This window comes from Variovorax sp. GW821-FHT09A10 (assembly GCF_059418385.1).
In genome coordinates, this window is record NZ_JBWKPT010000004.1 from 371,234 (window position 1) to 395,037 (window position 23,804).

The 23,804-nt window shown below is 70.1% G+C and carries 20 protein-coding genes; 9 read left to right on the forward strand and 11 right to left on the reverse strand.

Going from position 1 to position 23,804, the window contains the following annotated elements:
* Window positions 1–103 precede the first annotated feature (103 nt).
* The gene (locus AC07Q9_RS18425) at window positions 104–715 is read left to right on the forward strand and encodes a glutathione S-transferase N-terminal domain-containing protein (protein WP_495311175.1); all 612 of its coding nucleotides are present in this window, start codon (window positions 104–106) and stop codon (window positions 713–715) included.
* Between the two features lie 38 nt (window positions 716–753).
* On the opposite strand, the gene AC07Q9_RS18430 is transcribed toward AC07Q9_RS18425, so the two are convergent.
* The 4 genes from AC07Q9_RS18430 to AC07Q9_RS18445 all read right to left on the reverse strand — a co-directional run bounded on the left by AC07Q9_RS18430 (window position 754) and on the right by AC07Q9_RS18445 (window position 5,052).
* Window positions 754–1,998, reverse strand: a complete 1,245-nt coding sequence (locus AC07Q9_RS18430) for a class I SAM-dependent methyltransferase (protein WP_495311176.1) — start codon at window positions 1,996–1,998, stop codon at window positions 754–756.
* Window positions 1,995–2,801, reverse strand: coding sequence for a DUF1365 domain-containing protein (locus AC07Q9_RS18435; RefSeq protein ID WP_495311177.1), 807 nt, complete (start codon window positions 2,799–2,801; stop codon window positions 1,995–1,997). Before AC07Q9_RS18435 ends, AC07Q9_RS18430 begins: the two co-directional genes overlap by 4 nt.
* Window positions 2,798–4,144, reverse strand: coding sequence for an NAD(P)/FAD-dependent oxidoreductase (locus AC07Q9_RS18440; protein WP_495311179.1), 1,347 nt, complete (start codon window positions 4,142–4,144; stop codon window positions 2,798–2,800). Before AC07Q9_RS18440 ends, AC07Q9_RS18435 begins: the two co-directional genes overlap by 4 nt.
* Window positions 4,145–4,437: 293 nt before the next feature.
* Entirely contained in the window at window positions 4,438–5,052 is a 615-nt protein-coding gene (locus AC07Q9_RS18445; RefSeq protein WP_489060649.1) for a glutathione peroxidase, read from the reverse strand.
* Between the two features lie 128 nt (window positions 5,053–5,180).
* Between AC07Q9_RS18445 and AC07Q9_RS18450 the strand changes: the two genes are divergently transcribed.
* The 3 genes from AC07Q9_RS18450 (at window position 5,181) to AC07Q9_RS18460 (ending at window position 7,598) form a co-directional block, all read left to right on the forward strand.
* The gene (locus AC07Q9_RS18450) at window positions 5,181–6,038 is read left to right on the forward strand and encodes a ferritin family protein (RefSeq protein WP_095747294.1); all 858 of its coding nucleotides are present in this window, start codon (window positions 5,181–5,183) and stop codon (window positions 6,036–6,038) included.
* A 97-nt stretch (window positions 6,039–6,135) separates the two neighbouring features.
* Window positions 6,136–7,026: an RNA polymerase sigma-70 factor gene (locus tag AC07Q9_RS18455; RefSeq protein WP_495311180.1), complete on the forward strand. Its 891-nt coding sequence runs from the start codon at window positions 6,136–6,138 to the stop codon at window positions 7,024–7,026.
* A gap of 104 nt (window positions 7,027–7,130) precedes the next feature.
* Window positions 7,131–7,598, forward strand: coding sequence for a carboxymuconolactone decarboxylase family protein (locus AC07Q9_RS18460; RefSeq protein ID WP_062475252.1), 468 nt, complete (start codon window positions 7,131–7,133; stop codon window positions 7,596–7,598).
* A 3-nt stretch (window positions 7,599–7,601) separates the two neighbouring features.
* Here AC07Q9_RS18460 and AC07Q9_RS18465 read toward each other — a convergent pair whose 3' ends face one another.
* A complete protein-coding gene (locus AC07Q9_RS18465; RefSeq protein WP_495311181.1) occupies window positions 7,602–8,702 on the reverse strand; it encodes a septal ring lytic transglycosylase RlpA family protein in 1,101 nt (366 codons plus the stop codon).
* On the reverse strand, window positions 8,695–11,490 hold the full coding sequence (gene glnE, locus AC07Q9_RS18470; RefSeq protein WP_495311182.1) for a bifunctional [glutamate--ammonia ligase]-adenylyl-L-tyrosine phosphorylase/[glutamate--ammonia-ligase] adenylyltransferase: 2,796 nt from the start codon (window positions 11,488–11,490) through the stop codon (window positions 8,695–8,697). The genes AC07Q9_RS18465 and glnE overlap by 8 nt, the downstream gene beginning before the upstream one ends.
* 25 nt (window positions 11,491–11,515) lie before the next feature.
* Here glnE and AC07Q9_RS18475 point away from each other — a divergent pair, with 25 nt between their 5' ends.
* Genes AC07Q9_RS18475 through AC07Q9_RS18490 form a run of 4 tightly spaced genes read left to right on the forward strand, consistent with a single transcriptional unit; the run spans window position 11,516 to window position 19,218 of the window.
* Complete coding sequence (locus AC07Q9_RS18475; RefSeq protein ID WP_495311183.1) at window positions 11,516–15,652, forward strand: YhdP family protein; 4,137 nt, start codon at window positions 11,516–11,518, stop codon at window positions 15,650–15,652.
* Entirely contained in the window at window positions 15,649–16,467 is an 819-nt protein-coding gene (locus AC07Q9_RS18480; protein WP_095747289.1) for a carbon-nitrogen hydrolase family protein, read from the forward strand. Before AC07Q9_RS18475 ends, AC07Q9_RS18480 begins: the two co-directional genes overlap by 4 nt.
* A gap of 2 nt (window positions 16,468–16,469) precedes the next feature.
* Window positions 16,470–18,545: a sensor histidine kinase gene (locus tag AC07Q9_RS18485; protein WP_495311184.1), complete on the forward strand. Its 2,076-nt coding sequence runs from the start codon at window positions 16,470–16,472 to the stop codon at window positions 18,543–18,545.
* Between the two features lie 46 nt (window positions 18,546–18,591).
* The gene (locus tag AC07Q9_RS18490; protein WP_492682181.1) at window positions 18,592–19,218 is read left to right on the forward strand and encodes a response regulator transcription factor; all 627 of its coding nucleotides are present in this window, start codon (window positions 18,592–18,594) and stop codon (window positions 19,216–19,218) included.
* A 4-nt stretch (window positions 19,219–19,222) separates the two neighbouring features.
* Here AC07Q9_RS18490 and AC07Q9_RS18495 read toward each other — a convergent pair whose 3' ends face one another.
* The 5 genes from AC07Q9_RS18495 to AC07Q9_RS18515 form a co-directional block, all read right to left on the reverse strand.
* Entirely contained in the window at window positions 19,223–19,702 is a 480-nt protein-coding gene (locus AC07Q9_RS18495; protein ID WP_492682183.1) for a 2,4'-dihydroxyacetophenone dioxygenase family protein, read from the reverse strand.
* A gap of 137 nt (window positions 19,703–19,839) precedes the next feature.
* Window positions 19,840–20,766, reverse strand: a complete 927-nt coding sequence (locus AC07Q9_RS18500; protein WP_495311185.1) for a helix-turn-helix domain-containing protein — start codon at window positions 20,764–20,766, stop codon at window positions 19,840–19,842.
* A gap of 136 nt (window positions 20,767–20,902) precedes the next feature.
* Window positions 20,903–21,460, reverse strand: a complete 558-nt coding sequence (locus AC07Q9_RS18505; protein ID WP_489060665.1) for an OmpA family protein — start codon at window positions 21,458–21,460, stop codon at window positions 20,903–20,905.
* Window positions 21,461–21,545: 85 nt separating this feature from the next.
* Window positions 21,546–22,205, reverse strand: coding sequence for a YiaD family glycine zipper/OmpA-like lipoprotein (locus AC07Q9_RS18510; protein ID WP_062480790.1), 660 nt, complete (start codon window positions 22,203–22,205; stop codon window positions 21,546–21,548).
* Between the two features lie 197 nt (window positions 22,206–22,402).
* Window positions 22,403–22,558: a hypothetical protein gene (locus tag AC07Q9_RS18515; protein WP_180288602.1), complete on the reverse strand. Its 156-nt coding sequence runs from the start codon at window positions 22,556–22,558 to the stop codon at window positions 22,403–22,405.
* Between AC07Q9_RS18515 and mltA the strand changes: the two genes are divergently transcribed.
* A complete protein-coding gene (mltA, locus tag AC07Q9_RS18520; protein WP_495311186.1) occupies window positions 22,557–23,705 on the forward strand; it encodes a murein transglycosylase A in 1,149 nt (382 codons plus the stop codon). The genes AC07Q9_RS18515 and mltA overlap by 2 nt on opposite strands.
* Window positions 23,706–23,804: the final 99 nt, after the last annotated feature.

Here is a 23,804-nt window from a genome sequence, read left to right on the forward strand (position 1 = left end):
GCCGCCGGCGGGTCGTGCCGCGGGGAGATTCGGGCGGCGTCTTTTTCCGTTCACCTAAAATGCCTGCGAACAAACGTTAACAGACGATGGGGAGAGAGCCTTCATGAAACTGATCGGATCCGCCGCCAGTCCTTATGTGCGCAAGGTGCGCGTGGTGCTGGCCGAAAAGCGGCTCGACTACCAGTTCGTGATCGAAGACGTCTGGTCCGCCGACACCACGATCGCCCATTCGAATCCGCTGGGCAAGGTGCCGTGCCTGATCATGGAAGGCGGCGAGGCGATGTTCGACTCGCGCGTCATCGTCGAATACATCGACACCCTGTCGCCCGTGGGCAAGCTCATTCCGCAGCAAAGCCGCGAACGCGCCGAGGTCAAGACCTGGGAAGCGCTGGCCGACGGCGTCATGGACGCCGGCGTGCTCTGGCGCCTCGAAGCCACCTGGACCGGCCGCGCCGACGGCGAACGCAGCGCCGCCTGGATCGAGCGCCAGCGCGTCAAGGTCCAGGCCGGCGTGGCCGCCATGGCCAAGGGCCTGGGCGACAAGCCCTTCTGCAGCGGCATCCACCTGAGCCTGTCGGACATCGCGGTCGGCTGCGCGCTGGGCTGGCTGGGGCTGCGTTTTCCCGAAATCGACTGGCGCGGCGAGCACGCCAACCTGGCCAGGCTGTACGACAAGCTCATGCTGCGGCCGAGCTTCATCGACACCCAGCCCTGAAACGACAAAGCGCCCGAGGGCGCTTTTTTCATGGCGTTTCAGCCGGCCGGCGGAGCGGGCCGCTTGCGCAGCGTGTACTGCACCACGTCGGTGCTCTGTTGCAGGAACGCGGCCTCGCAGTAGGCCAGGTAGAACTCCCAGATGCGCAGAAAGCGTTCGTCGAAGCCCTGCTGCAGGACCGTGGCGCGCTGCGCGAGGAAGCGCTCGCGCCAGCGCCGCAGCGTTTCGGCGTAGTCGGCGCCGAAGGCGAATTCGTTCACCACCTCCAGCCCGGCCGCCTCGGCGGCGCGCCGGAACTCGCGCGGGCAGGGCAGGCAGCCGCCCGGGAAGATGTACTGCTGGATGAAATCGGTCGCGCCGATGTAGCGCTCGAACAGCCGGTCGTCGATCACGATGGTCTGCACGCAGGCGCGCCCGCCCGGCTTGAGCAGGCGGTGCACGGCCTGGAAATAGGCCGGCCAGTAGTCGCGGCCCACGGCCTCGACCATTTCGATGGAGCAGATGGCGTCGAACGGCGCGTCACTGATGTCGCGGTAGTCCTGCAGGCGCAGGTCGACCGGCAGGCCCGCGGTGCGCTCGCGGGCATAGGCCAACTGCTCGGTGGACAGCGTCACGCCGGTCACCGAGGCGCCGAATTCGCGCGCCGCCATTTCCGCCAGCGCGCCCCAGCCGCAGCCGATCTCGAGCACGCGGTCGCCCGCCTTCACGCCGGCCCGGTCGAGCGCACGCGCCACCTTGGCGCGTTGCGCCTCGGGCAGCGGGCGCGCCAGGTCGCCCTCGAACCAGGCAGCCGAATAGTTCATCGTCTCGTCGAGCCAGGCCGCGTAGAAGGCGTTGCCCAGGTCGTAGTGCGCGTGGATGTTGCGCGCGCTGCCCGCGCGGCTGTTGCGGTTCAGGCGGTGCCGCAGCCGGTACGCGAGGCGGCCCAGCCAGTGGCCGTAGACCACGTCCTCGAGCGCGCGCCGGTTGGCGATGACCACCTGCATCAGTTCGACCAGGTTCGGCGTGCCCCAGTCGCCCGCGATGTAGCTTTCGGCAAAGCCGATGTCGCCCGAGCGCAGCGCGGCCCGGCAGGGCTCCCAGTTGCGCAGCGTGAGCGAGGCCGTGAGCGTGCTGCTGCCGGGCGCGGCGCCGAAGTGGCGCACCGAATCGTCGGGCAGCCGCACGGTGAGCGAGCCGTGCGTGAGGCGCTGCAGCAGGCCGAGCACGGTGCGCGCGGCGCGCGGCGCGTCCTGCGGCAGCGCGAGGGGGAAGCCCGGGGCGGTGGTGGTGGTCGGTGTCATGGGTGCTGCTGCGGGGAGGAAGGGGTGTCGCGCGACACGAAGGAAAGCGGCGGTGCCGGCTTGGCGATGAAGGGCACGCGCTTGAGCCACAGCTTCGCGGCCTGCCAGTGGATGCGCGCGATCAGCCCGACGGTCATGGCGGGGTAGCGCCACAGCGCGCGCCGCACGAGGGCTGGGCTCAGCGGCGCGAGCTCGCCGCTCACGCTGGTCTGCAGCAACGGGCCGTCGGCATCGTCGTGGTCGATGCGCACCACCGTGCGCGTGCGCGCGGCATCGATGAAGAAACGGAAACGGTAGTCGCCCGTGACCCGGCAGAACGGCGAGACGTGGAAGGCCTTGGCGGCGCGCAGTTCCACGCCGTAGCCGGGCTGGTCGAGCAGGTAGCAGTGGCGTTCGCCGAAGGTGTTGTTCACCTCGACCACGATGGCGCGCAGCGCGCCCCGCGCCGTGTGGCAGTACCAGAAGCTCACAGGCTTGAAGGTGTAGCCGAACACGCGCGGATAGCAGTGCAGCCAGGCCTCGCCGTCGGCATCGTCGATGCCGTGCTCGGCCAGCAGCGCGTCCAGCCAGGCCAGCGCGCCGCCCTGTGCGGGGCTGCGGCCGTCGCCGTGGTCGGTGTCGTGGAACGACAGTGCGGCCGGGCGGTTCAGCGCCAGCTGCGCGCTGCCGTGCGTGCGCAGGGTGCGCATCGGCAGCATCAGGAAGAAGGTCGGGTAGACGAAGGCGTGGTGCGCGGGGCGCAGGCGCGTGTGCCGGACTTCGCCGAAGCCCAGGTACGGCACGGCCTGCACCGGCGAGGTCATGCTGCGCGCCTTGCCGGGGCCGCCTCGCCGCCGGCCAACCGCGTCCGCACGCCCTCGGCGGCGGCCAGCCCGGCCTTCAGGCCGTCTTCGTGGAAGCCGTAGCCCATCCAGGCGCCCGCGAACCAGGTGCGGCGCCGGCCCTGCAGCGCGGGCACCTCGGCCTGCGCGCGGATCGCGCCCAGGTCCAGCACCGGGTGGTCATAGTCGTATTCGGCCATGACCCGACTACGCGCGATCTCGCCGACCGGATTCAGCGACACGATCACCGGCTGTTCCCAGGGCAGCGGCTGCAGCTTGTTCAGCAGGTAGTGCAGGCAGACGCGGCCCGCCTCGTCGTCGCCCGTGGCGCTGCGCTGGTAGTTCCAGGCGGCCCAGGCCGCGCGCTGGCGCGGCAGCACGGAGGCGTCGGTGTGCAGCACGGCGTGGTTGCGCTGGTAGCGAATCGTGTCGAGTACCGCCAGCTCGGCCGGGTCGGGGTCGCCGAGCAGGGCCAGCGACTGGTCGGTGTGCGTGGCCAGGATCGCGTGGTCGAACACCTCGGTGCCCGCGTCGGTCGACACCCGCACGCCGTCGTCGTCGCGCACGATGCGCCGCACCGGCGTGCGCAGGCGCGCGTCGGGCAGGCCGGCGACGATCTTCTCCACGTAATGCCGCGAGCCGCCGCGCACGGTGCGCCAGGCCGGGCGGTTCGCGATCTGGATCAGCCCGTGGTTGTGGCAGAAGCGGATCATGGTCGCGACCGGGAACGCCAGCATCTGCGTGGTCGAGCAGCTCCAGATGCAGCCCATCATCGGCAGGAAGTACCAGTCGCGAAAAGCGGTGCCGAAGCGGTGGGTGTCGAGGAAGGCGCCCAGCGGCTGTGCCAGTTCGCCTTCGGTGCCCGCCTCGGCGATGCGCGTGGTCAGGCGGTTGAAGCGCAGCAGGTCGCGCAGCATGCCGAGGAAGCGAGTGTCGAGCAGGTTGCGCCGCTGCGCGAACACGGTGCCCAGGTGGCTGCCGCTCCATTCGAGCGGCTGGCCGTTGTCGCGCACCGCCTGCACCGAGAACGACATGTCCGAGGCGGCGGTTTCCACGCCCAGCTCGGCGAAGAGACGGATCAGCTGCGGGTAGGTGCGCTCGTTGTAGACCAGGAAGCCGGTGTCCACGCCGTGCGCGACGCGCGTGGCATCGTGCGCCGAGCGCGGCAGCTCGATCGTGGCCGTGTGCGCATGGCCGCCGAAGTAGTCACTGGCTTCGAAGAGGGAGACGTGGGCCGTGCCCTGCAGCGCATGGGCGGCTGCGAGGCCGGAGATGCCGGCACCGATCACGGCGATGCGGGGAGGGCCGGTGGGGCGCTGCGTCATCGCAAGCCCCGGTTCCGGCGGGAAGACAAAAATGCTGCGAGGCGCCCCGACACGAAGGAGGGAGGGAGGGAGGAGGAGAAGAATCGCCTCGGGATTTCAACCGGACGGCAGGCGCCCGGAAGACCTCGCAACATGAAAACCTGTGGGCCTTGGCCGCCCACGCCAAGTATGAGCGCGGGTTTTGGCGCACGGTTCCCCGTCGAGTGGTAAACGTTTGTGACGTGCAGTTCACAGTGAGAGGGACGCATCGGCAAATAATATTACCGATACGTATTTTTGTGAACTGATCAGTCTTAATTTGGCCCGAGCTGTTTCTCGATGACGTTCACGAAGCCGGTTTCGTCCGGCGCCGTCATGCTCGACCAGGCCTGCACCACCTTGCCGTCGCGCCCGATCAGGTACTTGTAGAAGTTCCACTTCGGCGTCGTGCCCGAGGCCTGCGCGAGCTGCTTGAACAGCGGGTTGGCGTCGGTGCCGCGCACGGCCGACTTGGCGAACATCGGGAATTTCACGCCGAAGGTGCTTTCGCAGAAGTCGGCGATCTCCTTGTTGGAGCCCGATTCCTGGGAGAAGTCGTTCGACGGGAAGCCCAGCACCACGAGGCCGCGGGCGCGGTACTTCATGTCCAGCGCCTCCAGCCCCTTGTACTGCGGGGTGAAGCCGCAAAAACTGGCCGTATTGACCACCAGGACCACTTTTCCGGAGTACTGGCAAAGGTTCTGGGGCTTTTCATCCTGCAGCCGCGGGAAGCTGTGCTGCAGGATCGCCGGGCATCCCGCCGCAGCGCCCACCACGGGCGCGGCGGGGGCGGTCTGGGCACCCGCCGGGAGGGCGGCCACAAGGCCCGCCCCGAGTGAAAAGGCCGTGGCGCAACGTCGCAGCATCGACGATCGGGCGGGGGTTCGCATGACGGGCTCCTGGATCGAAAAGGGGGTGTGCATCTATGGCGCAAGCGCGCGCGTAAGCACATCATCGCGCGTCTGTCACGGGCGCGCCAAACGGCCCGACTAAAATCGGCGGCCATTGAAAGACTTTGATGCTCTACCCGGAACTCTTCAGACAACTCGAATCCGTCCGCTGGGACATGGACAAGGACATTCCCTGGCAGTCGTTCGACGCTTCCTTGCTGACCGAAGAGCAGGCGCAGACCATCAAGATGAATGCCATCACCGAGTGGTCGGCGCTGCCGGCCACCGAGATGTTCCTGCGCGACAACCGGCACGATAGCGACTTTTCGGCGTTCATGTCGATCTGGTTCTTCGAAGAGCAGAAGCACTCGCTGGTGCTCATGGAGTACCTGAAGCGCTTCAGCCCGCAGCACGCGCCCACCGAACAGGAGCTGCACGAGGTGCGCTTCGACTTCGACCCGGCGCCCCCGCTCGAAACCCTCATGCTGCACTTCTGCGGCGAGATCCGCCTGAACCACTGGTACCGCCGCGCCGCCCAGTGGCACACCGAGCCGGTCATCAAGCACATCTACACCACGCTGAGCCAGGACGAAGCCCGCCACGGCGGCGCCTACCTGCGCTACATGAAGCGCGCCATGGAAAAGTTCGGCGACGAAGCCCGTGCCGCCTTCACCAAGGTCGGCGTGCTGATGGCCAGCGCGCGCCGCACGGCCCAGGCGCTGCACCCGACCAACCTGCACGTGAACAAGGCACTGTTCCCGAACGACACCATCCAGAGCCGCATGCCCGACCCCGACTGGCTCGAGCACTGGCTGGACAAGCAGATCAAGTTCGACGCCGTCTGGGAAACCAAGGTCGGCGAGCGCATCCTGCACAACCTGAGCCTCTTGATGAACCGCAGCTTCAAGACCGTGCAGGAGCTGAACCGCTACCGCAAGGAAGTCTCGGCCACGCTGGGCCCCAAGCCCGAATACCAGGGCGCCTGAGCCGCTCCCAAGATCTAGAAAATCGCCCCGCATGCCGGGGCGATTTTTTTTGGGCGCGGGCTGTCACAACACGGCGACGTCAAACGTCTAATCGGGCATGGACGACCTGACCCTCACCTTCGACAGCCACCGCCGCCGCCTCCAGGGCATCGCCTACCGCATGCTCGGCTCCGTCGCCGAGGCCGAAGAGGTGGTGCAGGACGCCTGGCTGCGCTGGCACGAGGCCGACAAGGCCAGTTTCGACAGTGCCGAAGCCTGGCTCGTGACCGTCGTCACGCGCCTGTCGATCGACCGGCTGCGCAGCGCCAAGGTCCAGCGCGAGCACTACATCGGCCCGTGGATGCCCGAGCCCACGCTCACCGGGTCGCCCGACACGCCCGAGGAAACGCTCGAGCGCGTCGACAACATCTCCGTCGCCTTCCTGGCCGTGCTCGAGCGCCTGGCGCCCGAGGCGCGCGCCGCTTTTCTCATGCGCGAGGTGTTCGACGCCGACTACGACGAGATCGCCCAGACCCTGGGCAAGAGCGAGGCCGCCTGCCGCCAGCTGGTGCACCGCGCCAAGGCCCAGGTGCAGGAGGCGCGCCCGCGTTTCCAGGTCTCGCGCGACACCCACCAGCGCCTGCTGCGCGCCTTCGCCGACGCCGCCGCGCGCGGCAGCATGCAGGATCTGAAGGCGCTGATGGCCGAAGACGTCGAACTCATCGGCGACGGCGGGGGCAAGGTGCAGACCTTCAGCAAGATCCTGCGCGGCAGCCAGCGACTGGCGCAGCTGTACTTCTCGCTCTGGCGCCGCATGGGCGCCGGCGTGCACATGGAGCTGGTCGAGCTCAACGGCGAGCCCGGGATGCTGCGCTTTCTGGACGGCGAACTCGAATCGGCCCAGACCTTCGAGATCGAGGGCGAGCGCATCGTGCGCATCCGCGCCCAGCGCAACCCCGACAAGCTGGCGCGCATCGCGCAGCTGTTCGCGGCCAAACGGGGCGCCTGAGGAAAAAAATCGCGCGGCCTGTCACAGGGCCGACGGCTGGCGCGTCTTCAGGGTGTAGCAAGCAGATTTCGCTGTTTTCCTTCAACCACCCTGGAGTACATCTCATGAGCCAAGCCCCCGCCCTCCGTCTCGCCTGGACCAAGTTCGCCCCCAAGTCCTTCCAGGCCATGATCGCCGTCAACGGCAGCTTCGAGTCGAGCACGCTCGGCAAGGTGCTGATCGACCTCGTCTTTGCCCGCGTCTCGCAGATCAACGGCTGCGCCTACTGCCTGGACATGCACGTGCGCGACCTGCGCGTGCAGGGCGAAGACTGGCAGCGCATCAACAGCCTGGCCACCTGGCGCGAGGTGAGCCTGTTCAACGAACGCGAGCGTGCGGCACTCGATTGGGCCGAAACGCTCACGCGCCTGGCCGACCACCACGCCGATCGCGATGCCGAGTTCGAAGCCCTGAAGGCCGTGTTCAGCGACCAGGAAATCGTCGAACTCTCGCTCGCCGTGGCGCAGATCAATGCGTGGAACCGCCTCGGCGTGGGCCTGCGTTCGCAGGTCGTGGCCAAGGCCATGCCCTGAATCTCAGCGCCGCTCGACCACCATCGGTGCGATGCGCAGGCTGTCGCGCAGCTGCGTGACGGCTTCGCCCGCCGCATTGCGCGACGGGAACGGGCCGGCCTGAAGGCGGTGCGTGCCGGCTTCGCTGAACACGCGCAGCTGCGGCGCCAGCGTGGGCAGGCCGCGCGCGGCCTGGTTTCTCAGGCTCTCGGCGCCGTCGCGCTCGCGGAACGCGCCGAGTTGCACCCAGAAGCCGGAAGCGGCGGACGAAGGCGCCGAGGGCGCCGAGGGCGCAGCGAGTGGGGCCAGCGGCGCGAGGTCCGTCACCACCATCGCTTCGCGCGGGCCGGCCGGTGGCTCGGGCTCCGACGGCGCAGCGGCCATCACCGGCGTCTGCGGTGCCACGGGCATCGTCGCGGCGGGGGCTGCAGCGGCGGTCATCGCGATCGGCGCGACCCAGGCCGACGGCACGGCCACCGGCGCCGCCGCCACCCGGACGGGCGCAGGCGCAGGTGCCGCTGCATAGGCCGTGCCCGCGTCGCGGCGCCAGGCGCCGGTGCGGATGTCGTCGTTGGTGATGCGCTCGATCTCCACCGGCGCCACGCCGCGCAGCAGGTCGAGCTTCAGCGCCGCCGTGTAGCTCAGGTCGATCACGCGGCCGTCCACGAAGGGGCCGCGGTCGTTCACGCGCACGATCACCTCGCGCCCGTTGGCCGGGTTGCGCACCCGCACGTAGCTCGGCAGCGGCAGCGTCTTGTGCGCGGCCGTCATGGCGTACATGTCGTAGGGCTCGCCGCTGGCGGTGGAAGCTGCATGGAATTTGCGGCCGTACCACGAGGCGATGCCCGATTCGCGAAACGGCCGGTCGTCGGTGATCGGCTGGTAGCCGCGGCCCAGCACTGTGTAGGGCTTGCTGGTGCCGCCGCTGCTGCGGATCGGCTCGATGCGGGGCTCGGCGTCGGGGACGCGGTCGAGGTCCGACGGGATGTTGCTGCCGGGGCCGTCGCGCCCACTGGCGACGCCGTCACCACTGCTGCGCGGTCCGCTGGCGCAGCCGGCCAGCACGAGCGCGGCGGCCAGGGCGCAGGCCGTCAGCGCGCGGGAAGCGAGGACGCCGTCAGCCAAAGACCGCCTTCCACAGCGCCAGCATGGCGTCGCGTTCCGCGCTCAGGGCGGGCGGCGTGACCTGTGTCGGCTCTTCGTTCAGACGCGCGGTGTGCTGCACGCGGCGCAGCTCGCGGTAGGCCTTGGCCGCGTCGCGGCCCACGCCTTCGGGCAGCAGCCCGGCCTGTTCGGCGCGCAGCAGCAGCGCGATGTTGCCCAGATTGGGGATCAGCTCGGGGTGCGCGCCCGAGGCCGACAGCACCAGGAACTGCACCGCGAACTCGGCATCGACCATGCCGCCGGGGCTGTGCTTCACGTCGAAGCGGTCGGCCTTCACGGGGCGGGCGCCGCGCAGCTTGTTGCGCATGCCGATGATCTCGGCCTTCAGCGACTCGCGGTCGCGCGGGGCCACCAGCACGGCCTCGCGCACCTGGTCGAAACGCGCGCCCAGTTCGGCGCCGTGGTCGGCGCTGCCCAGCACGAAGCGCGCGCGCGTCATGGCCTGGTGCTCCCAGGTCCATGCGGTGTTGCTGCCGCGACCGAGCTGGTACTTTTCGTAGGCCTCGAAACTGGTGGTGAGCAGGCCCGAGTTGCCGTTGGGCCGCAGCGCGGTGTCGATCTCGAACAGGTCGCCCTCGCGCGTCTTCACCGTGAGCCAGTTGATGAGCTTGCGCACATAGGCCGCATAGACCTCGCCGGCGCGCTCGTCGTCATCGTCGTAGACGAACACGATGTCCAGGTCGCTGCCGTAGCCCAGTTCTTTGCCGCCCAGTTTTCCGTAGCCGATGATCGCGAACTGCGGCACCTCGCGGTGCCGGTTGCGCACATGCGGCCAGCACCAGCGCGCGGTCACGCGCAGCGTGGTGTCGGCCAGCGCGCTCAGGTCGTCGGCCACCTGCTCGACGGTGATGCGGCCGTCGACGTCGCGCGCCAGCGTGCGGAACACCTCGGCGTGGTGGGCGTGGCGCAGCAGGTTCAAGAGGCGCTCTTCGTCGGCCTCGCCGGTGCGGGTGAGCGAGGTGTGGCGTGCTTCGAGTTCGCGCTCGAATTCGTCGGCGATGAAGCGGCCCGAGAGCATTTCGTCGCTCGCGAGCTCGTCGATCACGCCCGGGTGCTGCATGAGGTAGCGCGCCGGCCATTTCGCGGCGCCCAGCAGGCGCAGCAGGCGCTCCTGCACGGCGGGGCGTTCGACCAGCAGCGCCAGGTAGCTCTCGCGGCGCATCAGCGGCTCGATCCAGTCGGCCCAGCGCATGGCGGCGTCGACATGGCGCGGCGTCTGTCCCGCGCCGTCCCCGTCGGGCTCCTTCAGCCACTGCCCGGTGCGTTGCACCAGCTGGCGCAGGCGGCCCCGGGTTTCCTCGCGCAGGGCGAGCACGCGCGGCGTCTCGCACCAGTCGCGGATGCGCTCGGCGAACACAGGCGGCAGGTCGTCGAGCAGATCGGCCAGGTCGGCGGGCGCGGCGGCCTTCTTGCCGTTGCACTTGCCGTTGCAGGGCTTCTCGCCGCCCAGCAGCTTGTCGAACTCCTGGGCCACGAATTCGCGGTGCGTGTCGAGCTGTTCGAGGAAGGGGCAGCAGTCGGCATAACCCATCGACTGCGCGATCCAGCGCAGGTCGTCGTCGTTGACCGGCAGCACGTGCGTCTGCTGGTCGTCCAGGTACTGGATGCGGTGCTCCACGCGGCGCAGGAACTCGTAGGCCGCGGCCAGCGTGTCGGCCGTGTCCTGCGGCATGAGGTTGGCGCGTGCCAGCCGCTGCAGCGCATCGAGCGTGGGGCGCGTGCGCAGTTCGGGGAACTGGCCGCCGCGCACCACCTGCAGCAGCTGCACGGTGAACTCGATTTCGCGGATGCCGCCGCGCGAGAGCTTCACGTCGTTGGCCCGCTCGGGGCGTCCGGCGCTGCGGCGTGCCGACTGTTCGCGGATCTGGCGATGCAGGATGCGCAGCGAGTCGAACACGCTGTAATCCAGATAACGGCGGAACACGAAGGGCAGCACCACGTTGCGCAGCGCCTGGGCCTGGCCGCCGAGCACCACGGTGCGCGGCGCGACCACGCGGCTCTTCATCCAGGCAAAGCGCTCCCATTCGCGGCCCTGCACCTGGAAATACTCTTCGAGCGCGTCGAGCGAGACCACGCTCGGGCCCGAGTTGCCGTTGGGCCGCAGCGCCAGGTCGACGCGGAACACGAAGCCGTGCTCGGTCACGTCGCCCACCAGCGCATAGATGCGCTTCACGGCCCGCGCGAAGTATTCCTGGTTCGACAGCTTGCCGCGCCCGTCGGCATCGCCGGCCGTGTCGCCGTCCACGTCGTACAGGTAGATGAGGTCGATGTCGCTCGACACATTGAGTTCGCGTGCGCCGAGCTTGCCCATGCCGATCACCCACAGCTGCGAGCGCTGGCCTTCGGGGCCGAGCGGCGCGCCGTGCTGGGCGTCGAGTTCATGGCAGGCGTCCTGGCAGGCGATGTCCAGGGCCAGTTCGGCCAACTCGGTCACGGCGGTGGTCACCACCGCGAGCGGGGCCTGCTGGTCGCAGTCGAGTGTGACCAGACGTTCCATCGTGAGCTGGCGCACGATGCGCAACGCATCGCCCACGGCCACGCCGCGTGCGCGCAGGGCGTCGTAGGCGACGGTCATCGATTCGCGCCGGGGCTCGCCGGGCGGCAGCAATTCAAGCTCGGCCGCATAGCGGCGGCGCAGCCGCTGGACGAATCGGGAACTGGAAGAAAACGCGGAAGGCGTCGGATTGGATGGCAACTGATTCACACTGGTGTGGGTTGGCGCGGAACCCGGCTCTAGGCTGGCGGTCATAATTCCCGACACAGCGCGATCCTCAATGAACGACACGGCGTCTTCCCCTTCACGTCTGCTCCAAATCACCGCTGTGACAGCGCGCTGGCTATTGGGTCTGCTCTTCGCTGCGTGGCTTCTGCTGGCGCTGTCAGTCGTGGTCCTGCACGCGTGGATTGTGCCGCGAATCGGCGATTTTCGCGGTGCACTCGAGGCGCAGGCTAGCAAGGCCATCGGTGTCCCGGTGCGCATCGGCGCCATCACCGCCCGCTCCGAAGGGCTATTCCCGGCCTTCGAATTGCGCGACGTGGTGCTGCAGGACGCAGACCAACGCGAGGCCCTTCGCCTCGTGCGCGTGGTGGCGAGCGTGTCGCCGCGGTCGCTCTGGCGCCTGAATTTCGAGCAGCTCTATATCGAGGGTCCGCAGCTCGACGTGCGCCGCGACACTCAGGGAAAACTCCATGTGGCTGGATTGCACATGGAGACCGACACGACCGGAGAAACCCGCGCCGCCGACTGGTTTTTCGCGCAGCGCGAGTTCGTCATCGAAGGCGGCACCGTGCGCTGGACCGACGAGCAGCGCGGTGCCGAACCCCTGCTGCTGACCGACGTGCGCTTCGTGTCCCGCAACGGCGCGCGCCGCCACGGCCTGCGGCTGGACGCCACGCCGCCGGCCGGCTGGGGCGAGCGCTTCACGCTGCGCGGCCAGTTCCGCCAGCCGCTGCTGTCGCTGCGCAGCGGCCATTGGCAGACCTGGGACGGCCAGCTCTATGCCGACCTGCCCTACATCGACGTCACCCGGCTGGGCCAGTACGTCTCGCTCGACGCGCGCATCCGCGAAGGCAACGGCGCGCTGCGCGTGTGGGCCGACGTGGACGACGGGCGCATCGTCGGCGGCGCCGCCGACCTCGGGCTGAACCGCATCGACGCCTCGCTCGGCAAGGGGCTGCAGCCGCTGGTGCTGCGCGCCGTCACCGGCCGGCTCGCGGGGCAGATGAACGCAGACACCTTCGAGTTCTCGACCACCGCGTTGCAGTTCGACACCGTCGACGGCCTGCGCTGGCCCGGCGGCAACCTGTGGCTGCAGCACACGCCGACCAAGGGCCGCACGCCCGAGCACGGCGCGCTGAAGGCCGACCGGCTCGACTTGGCGGCGCTGGCGCTCATCGCCGACCGCCTGCCGCTGGGCGAGGCCACCCACCGCGTGCTGGGCGCCTATGCGCCGCGCGGGCTGGTCGAGCGCATCGACGTGAACTGGCAGGGCGCGCCCGACGCGATCGCGCGCTACCAGGCCAAGGGCCGGGTCAGCGGGTTGCGCGTGGCGTCGCAGCCGGCGCCGGCCGCGACCACGCCGAGCCCCCCGGCACCGGCCGGCGCGCCAGCCGCGCCGCCCCGCATTCATCCGGGCACGCCCGGCCTCAGCGGCGCCACGCTCGACTTCGACGCCAGCCACACCGGCGGCACCGCCACGCTGGCGATCGCCAAGGGTTCGCTCGAATTCCCCGGCGTGTTCGAAGACCCGGAGATCCCCATCGACCGGCTCTCGACCCAGCTGCAGTGGAAGCTCGACAACGGCGCCATGCAGGTGCAGATGTCGAAGCTGCGCTTCGCCAACGCCGACGCCGAGGGCGAGGCCGAGGCCAGCTGGCGCACCAGCGACCCGGCCACCTCGAGCAGCCGCGCGCAGCACCCCGGCGTGCTCGACCTGCAGGGCAAGCTCACGCGCGCCGACGGCACCCGCGTGTTCCGCTACCTGCCGCTCGACATTCCGCAGCACACGCGCGACTACGTGCGCGAGTCGGTCGTCAAGGGCACCGCCAGCACGGTCGATTTCCGCGTGCGCGGCGACCTGCACGACATGCCCTTCATGGACCCGAAGCAGGGCGAGTTCCGCATCGCGGCCAAGGTGTCGGACGTGCACTACGCCTACGTGCCGCCGTCGCTGGCCGCCGCCACCGCGACCCCGGCGTCGCGCACCGGCCCGCCCGCCGCGCCGCCGCCCGTGTGGCCGGCGCTCACCGGCGTGTCGGGCGAACTGGTGTTCGAGCGCGCGGGCATGCTGGTGCGCAACGCGCGCGGGCGCATCGCGGGCGCGCCCGGCGTCGAGATCACGAAGGCCGAGGCGCAGATCGCCGACATGTCGCACCACGCCGCGCTGCTGCGCGTCGACGCGCAGGCCAAGGGCCCGCTGGGCGAAGTGCTGCGCGCGGGCGCGCCGCTGGCTGGCGAGGCCGGGCCCTTCCTGCAGCGCGCGCGCGCCACCGGCTCGGCCGACTACAAGCTGCGCCTCGACCTTCCGCTGGAGAACGTCAACAGCACCAAGGTGCAGGCCACCGTGACGCTGGCCGACAACGAGCTGCAGGTGGTGCCCGAGGCGCCGCCGTTCACGCAGGCGCGCGGCACGCTCAGCTTCACCGACACCGGCTTCTCGCTGGCCGGCGTGCAGGCCCGCCTGCTGGGCGGCGACGTGCGCGTCGAAGGCAAGGGCCGCTTCAGCGGACCGCAGCGCGAACTGGCACTGAAGGCGCAGGGCACCGCCAGCGCCGAAGGCCTGCGCGGCGCGCGCGAGGTCGACTGGCTCGCGCGCCTGGCCAAGCACGCCACCGGCAGCACGCCCTACGCCGCCACCTTCTCGATGCGCGACGACACGCCCGAGTTCTCGCTCACCAGCAGCCTGCAGGGGCTGGCGCTGCAGCTGCCGACGCCGCTCGTGAAGACGGCCGAAGAGCAGATGCCGCTGCGCATCGAAAAGAAAGTGCTGGCGCGCGACACCCGCCATGCCACGCAGGACCAGCTGACACTCGAACTCGGCCGCATCGGCTCGGTGCAGTACGTGCGCGAGCTGTCGGCCACGGGCGAGGCGCGCGTGCTGCGCGGCGGCATCGGCATCGGGCTGGCGCCGGGCGAGACGGCGCTGCCGTCCGACCGGGGCGTGTTCGCCAACGTCAACATCGCCAAGCTCGACATGGGCGCCTGGCAGACGCTGGTGGGCACCGCGGCGGTGGTCGCCGGCAGCGAGCGGGCCGACGATCCCGACCTGGCCTACCTGCCCACGCGCATCGCGGTGCGCGCGCAGCAGCTGGGCATCGCGGGCCGCACCCTGCACAACGTGGTGCTTGGCGGCACGCGCGACGGCACGCTGTGGCGTGCCAACGTCGACGCCACCGAATTGAGCGGCTACGCCGAGTACAGCCACAGCCAGGCCGGCCGGCTCTACGCGCGGCTCGCGCGGCTGAAGATCGCGCCGGCCGAGGCCACGCAGGTCGAGACCCTGCTCGACGAGCAACCGGGCACCCTGCCGGCGCTGGACATCGTGGTCGACGACTTCGAGCTGCTCGGCAAGCACCTGGGCCGCGCCGAGATCGACGCCGTCAACCGCGGCGGGCGCGAATGGCTGCTCAACAAGCTCGCGTTCAGCGTGCCCGAAGCCACCTTCACCGCCAAGGGCACCTGGGCCGCACCGGCGGGCGCCAGCGCCGGCCAGCGCCGCACGGCCATGAACTTCAAGCTCGACATCGCCGACGCCGGCGACCTGCTCACGCGCTTCGGCATGCCGGGCGTGCTGCGGCGCGGCAAGGGGCGGCTCGAGGGCGAGGTGAACTGGCGCGGTTCGCCGTTCTCGCTCGACTACCCGAGCCTGGGCGGCCAGCTGCAGGTCGACGTGGAGCAGGGCCAGTTTCTCAAGGCCGACCCCGGCCTGGCCAAGCTGCTGGGCGTGTTGAGCCTGCAGGCGCTGCCGCGCCGGCTCACGCTCGATTTCCGCGACGTGTTCAGCCAGGGCTTCGCCTTCGACTTCATCCGCGGCGACGCCAAGATCAACAAGGGCATCGCCAGCACCAACAACCTGCAGATGAAGGGCGTCAACGCCGCCGCGCTCATGGACGGCTCGGCCGACATCGTGCGCGAGACGCAGAACCTGCGCGTGGTGGTGGTGCCCGAGATCAACGCCGGCACCGCCGCGCTGGTGGCCACGGCCATCAACCCGGCCATCGGCCTGGGCACCTTCCTCGCGCAGTGGGTGCTGAGCAAGCCGCTCGCGGCGGCCGCCACGCAGGAGTTCCACGTCGAAGGCACCTGGGCCGACCCGAAGATCGCCAAGGTGCCGCGCTCGCTGCAGCTGCTGCCCGGCCTGCCGGGCGCATCGACAGCGGGGGAAGGCAAAAAAATGGAGACCACGCAATGAAAGTCGCAGCCATCCAGATGGTGTCCGCCATCGCCCGCGAAGCCAACCTCGTGCGGGCCCACGCCCTGCTCGGGCAGGCGGCGCGCGACGGCGCCGAGCTCGCGGTGCTGCCCGAGTATTTCTGCATGATGGGCGCGCGCGACACCGACAAGCTCGGCCTGCGCGAAACCGCCGGCGCCGGCACGGTGCAGGGCTTCCTGGCCGACGCGGCGCGCGAGTTCGGCCTGTGGATCGTCGGCGGCACGCTGCCCATCGAGAGCGACGACGCCGACCACGTCTTCAACAGCTCGCTGGCCTTCTCGCCCGAAGGCAAGTGCGTGGCGCGCTACGACAAGATCCACCTGTTCTTCTTCGACAACGGCACCGAGCGCTACGACGAGCGCCGCGTCATCGCGCCCGGCGCGCAGCCCGTGGTGTTCGAGCTGCCCTCGCGCGACGGCCACGCCTGGCGCGTGGGCATGAGCGTGTGCTACGACCTGCGCTTTCCCGAGCTGTACCGCGCGCTGGCGGGGCAGGGCGCCGACCTGCTGCTGGTGCCCAGCGCCTTCACGCGCACCACCGGCGCCGCCCACTGGGAGGTGCTGCTGCGCGCCCGTGCCATCGAGAACCTGGCCTGGGTGGTCGCGCCGGCGCAGGGCGGCACGCACGAGAACGGCCGCCAGACCTGGGGCCAGTCGCTGGTCATCGACCCCTGGGGCACGGTGGTGGCGCAGCAGGCCGCCGAAGAGGGCGTGGTGCTGTTCGACCTCGATGCCCGGCAGGTCGAGCGCACGCGCGCCCAGCTGCCCGCGCTGTCGCACCGCGTGCTCGCCTGACGATGGCCGACGAGGCGCTCGACGTTCCCGCACCGCCGCCGCAGCCGCCCGAGCCATCGCGGCAGCGCCGGGTGTGGATCGCCTTCGCGCGCCTGCGCTCGCTGTGGCAGCGCTGGTTTCTCTGGCTGCTGCTGGCGGTGCTGGTGCTGGCGCTGCTGGTCACCGTCGTGTGGCTGGCCGGTCGGCACGAGGTCGAGCAGGTGCAGGCGGCGCTGGAGCGCGACACGGCCGACGCCGTCGTCGACCTGCGCAGCGGCCTGCAGCGCAATGCCCAGAGTCTGCGCGCCACGCTGGCGCCGGGCATGGAGCGCACGCACTGGGCCGACCGCGCGGCGGCGCAGCTGCGCGAGCACCGCGAATGGCTGCGGCTCGAATGGCGCGATGCGCAGCTGCAACCCATCGAGGCCGTGAACACGCCCTACCGCACGCGCATCCTCGAGGAGAGCAACCGCGGCCCCGCGCAGTCCGACGTCACGCTGGCCTGCACCACCGCGCGCAAGGCCGGCGCGCCCGCCTACTCGCCCAGCCACTACGTGCCCGTGGCCGGCGGCGGCGGTGTCGAGGTGATGGAGCTGTGCCTGCCGATGGACGCCGGCGACTACCTGGTGGCCAGCTACTCGCTGCGCGACACGCTGGTCGAGCTGGTCGGCCCCACGCTCACGCGCGGCCAGGAGGTCGCCTTCACCGAGGCCGACGGCACGCGGCTGGTGGCGCTGGGCACTTCGCGGCGCATCGGCACGCGCGTGTTCACCTCGCAGCAGCGCATCGACCTGCCGGGCGCCTCGCTGATGCTGCGCGTGGACGGCTGGCGCGCCGCGCCCGACCTGTTCCCGAACATGCTCACGGCGCTGGTCACGGCGATCTCGATCGCGCTCGTGTCGGTGCTGATCCTGCTGGCGCGCGACACCCGCCGGCGCCTGCGCGCCGAGCGCGACCTGGCCGACGCGCTGGCCTTTCGCAAGGCGATGGAAGACTCGGTCATCACCGGCCTGCGCGCGCGCGACCTGCAGGGGCGCATCACCTACGTCAACCCGGCCTTCTGCGAGATGGTCGGCTTCACGCCCGAAGAGCTCATGGCCGACAGCGTCGAGGCGCCGTACTGGCCCACCGAGCTGGCGCACGAATACCACCTGCGCCAGACGCGCCGCTTCGCGGGCGGCCTGCCGCCGCGCGAGGGCTTCGAGTCGGTCTTCATGCGCAAGGACGGCACGCGCTTTCCGGTGCTCATCTTCGAGGCGCCGCTGATCAACGCGCACAGGGTGCAGACCGGCTGGATGAGCGCCTTCATCGACGTGAGCGAGCAGCGCCGCGTCGAAGAACTCTCGCGCGCCAGCCAGGAGCGCCTGCAGGCCAGCGCGCGCCTGGCCACCGTGGGCGAGATGGCCTCGCTGCTGAGCCACGAGCTCACGCAGCCGCTGGCCGCCATTGCCAGCTACGCCACCGGCTCGCTCAACCTGCTCGGGCCCGAGGTGCAGGGCGAACAGGCCGAGGTGGCCATGGCCGTGAAGCGCATCGCCGAGCAGGCGGACCGCGCCGGCCAGGTGATCCGCAGCGTGCACGACTTCGTGCGCCGGCGCGACCGCATGCGCGAGGCCGTGGCGCCGCGGGCGCTCATCGACGCCGTGCTGCCGCTGGTGCGGCTGCAGGCGCGCAAGCTCGACGTGACGATCGAGATCGTCTGCGAAGAGCGCCTGCCCGCCGTGGTGTGCGACCGCACGCTGGTCGAGCAGGTGCTGCTGAACCTGGCGCGCAACGCCATGCAGGCCATGGACAGCCCCGACAACACCGGCAGCCGCCTGCTGCGGCTGCGCGTGGCGCGTGCCCTGCCCGTGGGCGCCACCGCGCCGGCCGACGGCCGCCGCTGGCTCGAGTTCTCCGTGGCCGACCTGGGCTGCGGCATCAGCGACGAGGTGGCGGCGCGCCTGTTCACGCCCTTCTTCACCACGCGCCCCGACGGCATGGGCCTGGGCCTGAGCCTGTGCCGCACCGTGGTGGAGCAACATGGCGGCGCGCTGATGTTCGAGCCCAACCGCCCCCGGGGCACCGTCTTCAGGTTTACGCTCCCGGCTGCGGGATAGCCGCCTTTTTCTTCTTCGTTTTCTCTGTTCCGCTGGACCTCATGGCATGCAACCGCTGATCGATGGCTTGATCTTTATCGTGGACGACGACGCCAGCGTGCGCGAGGCGCTGGCCTGGCTGCTGCGTTCGCGCCGCCTGGCCAGCGAGCACTTCGGCAGCGCCGAGGCCTTCGAGCAGTACCTGGACGAGGCCACGTTGCCCGACCAGCCGCGTTGCCTGCTGCTGGACGTGCGCATGCCCGGCATGAGCGGGCTGGTGCTGTTCGACCGCTTGGCCGAACGCGGCCTGCTGGCCGAGATGCCGGTGATCTTCCTGACCGGCCATGCCGACGTGCCCACCGCCGTCGAGGCGGTCAAGCGCGGGGCCTTCGACTTCTGCGAGAAGCCGTTCTCGGACAACGCGCTGGTCGACCGCATCGAGCAGGCGCTGGGCATGTCGCAGCGCGCCCTCGAAGTGCAGCGCGTGCGCCGCGGCCTGGCCGACCGCATCGCCGAGCTGACCGACCGCGAGCGCGACGTGATGCGCCTCGTGGTCGAGGGCCTGCCGAACAAGCTCATCGCCGACCAGCTCGCGATCAGCGTGCGCACGGTGGAGGTCCACCGGGCGCGCGTGTTCGAGAAGATGGAAGTGAAGTCGGCGGTGGAGCTGGCCAACCGCCTGCGGGATCTCTAGGGCCTCAGCTGTGCACGTGTTGCGCCGCGCCGTCGCGCGTGGCCATCTCCAGCATGCTGCGGCCGTCGACGATGCCGACGACGTTGCCGTCCTCGCCCAGCCCGGCAATGGCGCCCTCGAACACGCAGAACAGCACGCAGCCGCCGTCGGAGCGCGGCTGGTGGATGTCGCCGGCGGGCTCGTGCATGTAGTCGCCCGGGCGGCCGATGTCGTTGCGCTCGTAGTAGATGTCGCCCTCGAGCACGATCACCTCGATGGCGCCCAGGTGGTGGTGCACCGGCGCCTCGGTGCCGGGATCGACCTTCAGCAGGCAGGTGAAACCGCCGCTGCGCCGGTTGATGCTCAGCAGCTTGTAGGCCACGCCGGGCATGACCCACGGCTTCCATGGATAGCTTTCGAGCTTCTGGAAATTCGGATAGGGCAGCGTGATGCGCGCGTGGGCGGCGCTGGCCGGCGGGGTGGCTTTCAGGGCGGTCAGGGTCATGGTGTCTCCGTGGGTGATGCGGCCGGGATCGGCCTGCCAAGCCAGTCTAGGAGCGGCTTCTCACGCCATGGCCTGTCGGCCCGAACGAAGCACGGGATGTCGAAAGCGGCGCGCTTTTGCGCAAGTTGCAGCGCCGTTCAGCGCATGCGGCGGTAGGTACTTGGTGTCACGCCGAGGAACGCACGGAAGCGCGTCGAGAAGTACGCGGGGCTGCCAAAGCCCATGCGTTGGGCCACGGCCTCGATGGGCAGGTCGCTGGTGCGCAGCAGTTCGGCGGCGCCTTCCAGGCGGCGGCGCAGCAGGTACTGGTAGGGCGCCATGCCGCTGGCCGCCTTGAAGCTGCGGATGAAGTGGTCCTGCGACAGGTGCACCAGCGCGGCCAGGTCGGCCAGGCTCAGTGGCGTGGCCAGGTGCGCGTCGATGTGCTCGGTCACCCGGCGCAACTGCTGTGGGGTCAGGGCCGGCTGCCGGCGCGTGCTCTCCGTGTGCAGCAGCGCACCGCGGCCCGACGCGGAGTGGCGCCGCACGAGGTGATGCGCCAGCAGGTGCTGGCTCTGCGAGAGCAGCAGCGAATCGGGGCTCAGGGGCACGGCGCCGTACAGCTCCACCTCGCTCACCAGCATCTGGAAGAAGCCTTGCAGCCAGGGGTCGCGGATCGCGAAGAAGGGGTCGATCTCCACCGCCGGCCCGAGGTCTTCCTCGGCCGCGACGCGCGCGATCAGCGCCTGTCCGATGTACAGGTGCACCACGCCGCAGCGCCCGCCGATTTCCCATTCAGTGCCGTCGCAGGGGATGAAGCTCACGCTGCCCAGCCGCGAGCGCGAGGCGACGAGCTTGCCGCGCTCGTACTTGCGCACCGCGGTGCTGCCGTTCTCGTGCAGCACCAGCACGTGATGCGCCGCGCCGTGGAAGGGCAGCCAGCACGCGTCCTGTTGCCAGCGGGCGGCGAACAGCTGGTCGCCGCCGGTCACGAGGTACTGGGGTTGCGCACCGGTGCCCGCGGCGATGATGTCCGGGGCAAAGTGGGATGCGACGCTCGATGGGGCCGGCGCGATGGCGTTCATCGGAGTTTCCTCTCGTGTCCGCCCGGCGCGCGGTGCGCGCGCCGCGTGCAGGCCGCGCGATGTTAGGGCCGGCGGTGCCGTGCCCTCATGCGGGATTTCCTCACGGTGCCGCGCGGGGTGCGCGCAGCACCTGCGCTCAGATCTTCTCGGCGACGAAGATTTCGACGCGGCGGTTCTGCGCGCGGCCGGCGGCCGTGCCGTTGTCCGCCAGCGGCTCGCGCGAGCCGCGGCCGTCGGTGGTGATCACGGTGGTCGACACGCCGCGGCCCACCAGGTGGTTGCGCACGCTGTCGGCGCGGCTCACCGAGAGGCGCTCGTTGCCTTCCTCGCTGCCCGTGCTGTCGGTGTGGCCGACCACGCGCAGGCTGGCGGTGGTGGCGCTCTTCAGGCCTTCGGCGACCTTGTCCAGCACCTGCGCGAGGTTGCGCTTGACGTTGGCGCGGCCCGTGTCGAACGAGAGTTCATTCGGGATCACGACGTGAAGCTGGTTGTCGGCGGTCTGCTCGATCACCACGCCGGTGCCCTTGGTGGAGCTTTCGAGCTCGGCCTTGAGCGCGTCCAGGCGGGCGGTCCAGCTGTTGGCCGGTGCGGCCTGCTGTGCGGCCGGTGCTTCGGCCGGCGGGGTCGACGATGCGCACCCCGCGATGAACAACACAGCGGCCAGGGCCGCGCTAGACACAACAAACTTCCTCATGAATTTTCCCTCTGCTTGGACCAATGAAAACTGAAGCGGGAACCGGCCGTTCGATAGGGCGGCCGGTTTCCCGGTGGGGCTGCGATCAGCCGCGCTGTGCGCGCTCGCCCACGTAGATCTCGACGCGGCGGTTCTGTGCCCGGCCGGCGTCGCTGTTGTTGTCGGCCACCGGCTCATGCGAGCCACGGCCTTCGATGCGGAAGGCCGCAGCGCTCACGCCGCGTGCCACCAGGTAGTCGCGCGTGCTGGCGGCGCGGTCCACCGACAGCGGGTTGTTGATGGCGTCGGAGCCGGTGCTGTCGGTGTGGCCGATGATGCGCACCTCGGCGTTCGGGTTGTTGCGCAGGCCGTTGGCGAACTGGTCGAGCACGGGCGCGAAGTTCGACTTGATGTTGGAGCGGCCCACGTCGAACGACACGTCGCTCGGAATGGCGAGCTTCAGCTCGTTGTTGGCCGTCTGCGTCACGGCCACGCCGGTGCCCTGCGTGGCGGCTTCCATCTGGCGCTTCTGGTTTTCCATGCGCTGCGACCACAGGTAGCCGCCGAGTGCGCCGGCTGCCGCGCCGACCACCGCGCCCGTGCCGATGGCACCGCGGTTGCCGCCGGTGGCCGAGCCGATGGCTGCGCCGCCGAGCGCGCCGATGCCGGCACCGATGCCGGTGTTGCGCTGGGTGTCGGTCATTCCGCCGGCACAGCCGGACAGGACGAGGGCAGCTGCGGTGGTTGCAAGAACGAACTTTTTCATGGCGATGCCTTTCCAGGTTGAATCAAACGGGCCACAGCTTAGCCCTCGACGGGTACGCGATGGTACGTGCTCAAAGCCCTACGGAAAATAAGAAAACTTTCGCCATCGCCCGTGAATGCTGCGATGATTGCTACTAAAGTTGTAGCAATAGGGTGCTTGTCCGACAGCGGGGCGCGCCGTGCGGCTACACGAGCAATTCACACTTTGGGCGGGGGATCGCGGTCCGAGCTCTCGGCATCGGCGTCGGGCTCGTCATGCAGTTCACCCTTGTTGCGCCCGGAAAACATGGTCCACCAGATGATCAAGATCAGGACGAGTCCCGCGGCGAGGGCTTCAAGCAGAATCAAACCCATGAGAAATGGACTCCAGTGGCTGGTGGGGCTTGCGATCGTAGCAACGCTTGCCGGCTGTTCCCTCGGCCCCCGCGCCCCCGACACCCCCACCCGACCCACCGTCACCCCGCCGCGCGACCTCGGTCCGCTGACCGGATCGCTCGCGCATCCGAAAAGCCGCTGGGTGCCCGTGGGCTGGGCCGAGCTGCCGGGCTTCAGCGAAGACCCGCTGCACGAAGCGTGGATTGCATTGCTGGCCAACTGCGCACGCCCCAACGCCGCCTTCGCACCGCTGTGCCGCGAGGTGCGCCAGCTCGCCATCGCCACGCCCGAGGAGCAGCGCCGCTGGATGACCGACCGGCTGCAGCCCTACCGCGTCGAATCGCTCGCGGGCCAGAGCGAAGGCAAGCTCACCAGCTACTACGAGCCTGTGTACGAAGCCTCGCGCGTGCCCTCGGCCGGCTTCAGCGTGCCGCTGTACCAGGCGCCCGACGGCCTCGTGCCCAAGCGCCCCTGGTTCACGCGCCAGGAGATCGAGACCCTGCCCGAGGCCCAGGCCGCGCTGCGCGGTCGCGAGATCGCCTGGATGGCCGACCCCATCGACGCGCTGATGTTGCACATCCAGGGCTCGGGGCGGTTGCGCATCACCGAGGCCAACGGCTACCAGCACACCGTGCGCGTGGCCTACGCGGCCACCAACGAGCAGCCCTACCGCAGCGTGCAGCAATGGCTCATGGGCCAGGGTGTGGCCAAGGTCGGCAAGTGGCCCGACGACACCAAGGCCTGGGTGGCGCAGAACCCGCAGCGCGTGTCGCAGCTGCTGTGGAGCAACCCGCGCTACGTGTTCTTCCGCGAAGAGACGATGAGCGAGCTCGACGCCGCCTTCGGCCCGCGCGGCGCGCAGGGCGTGCCGCTGACGGCGGGGCGCTCCATCGCGGTCGACCGCGAGAGCATTCCCTACGGCACGCCGGTGTGGCTCGCATCGAACGGCCCGACCGCGCAGCTGCAGAAGCTGGTGGTGGCGCAGGACACGGGCAGCGCCATCCTGGGCGCCGTGCGCGCCGACTACTTCGCCGGCACCGGCGCGGAAGCCGGCCGGCTGGCCGCGAGCGTGAACCAGCCGCTGCGGCTGTGGGCGCTGTGGCCGAGGCAGTTGCCGGCACCTTGAAGCCCTCGGCGGCTTGAACGACACAACGGCGCGGTGATCCCGCGCCGTTTTGCATGCCGCCGACGGGGGCGTGGGCGGGGTGTGATCGTGGCGGTCGTC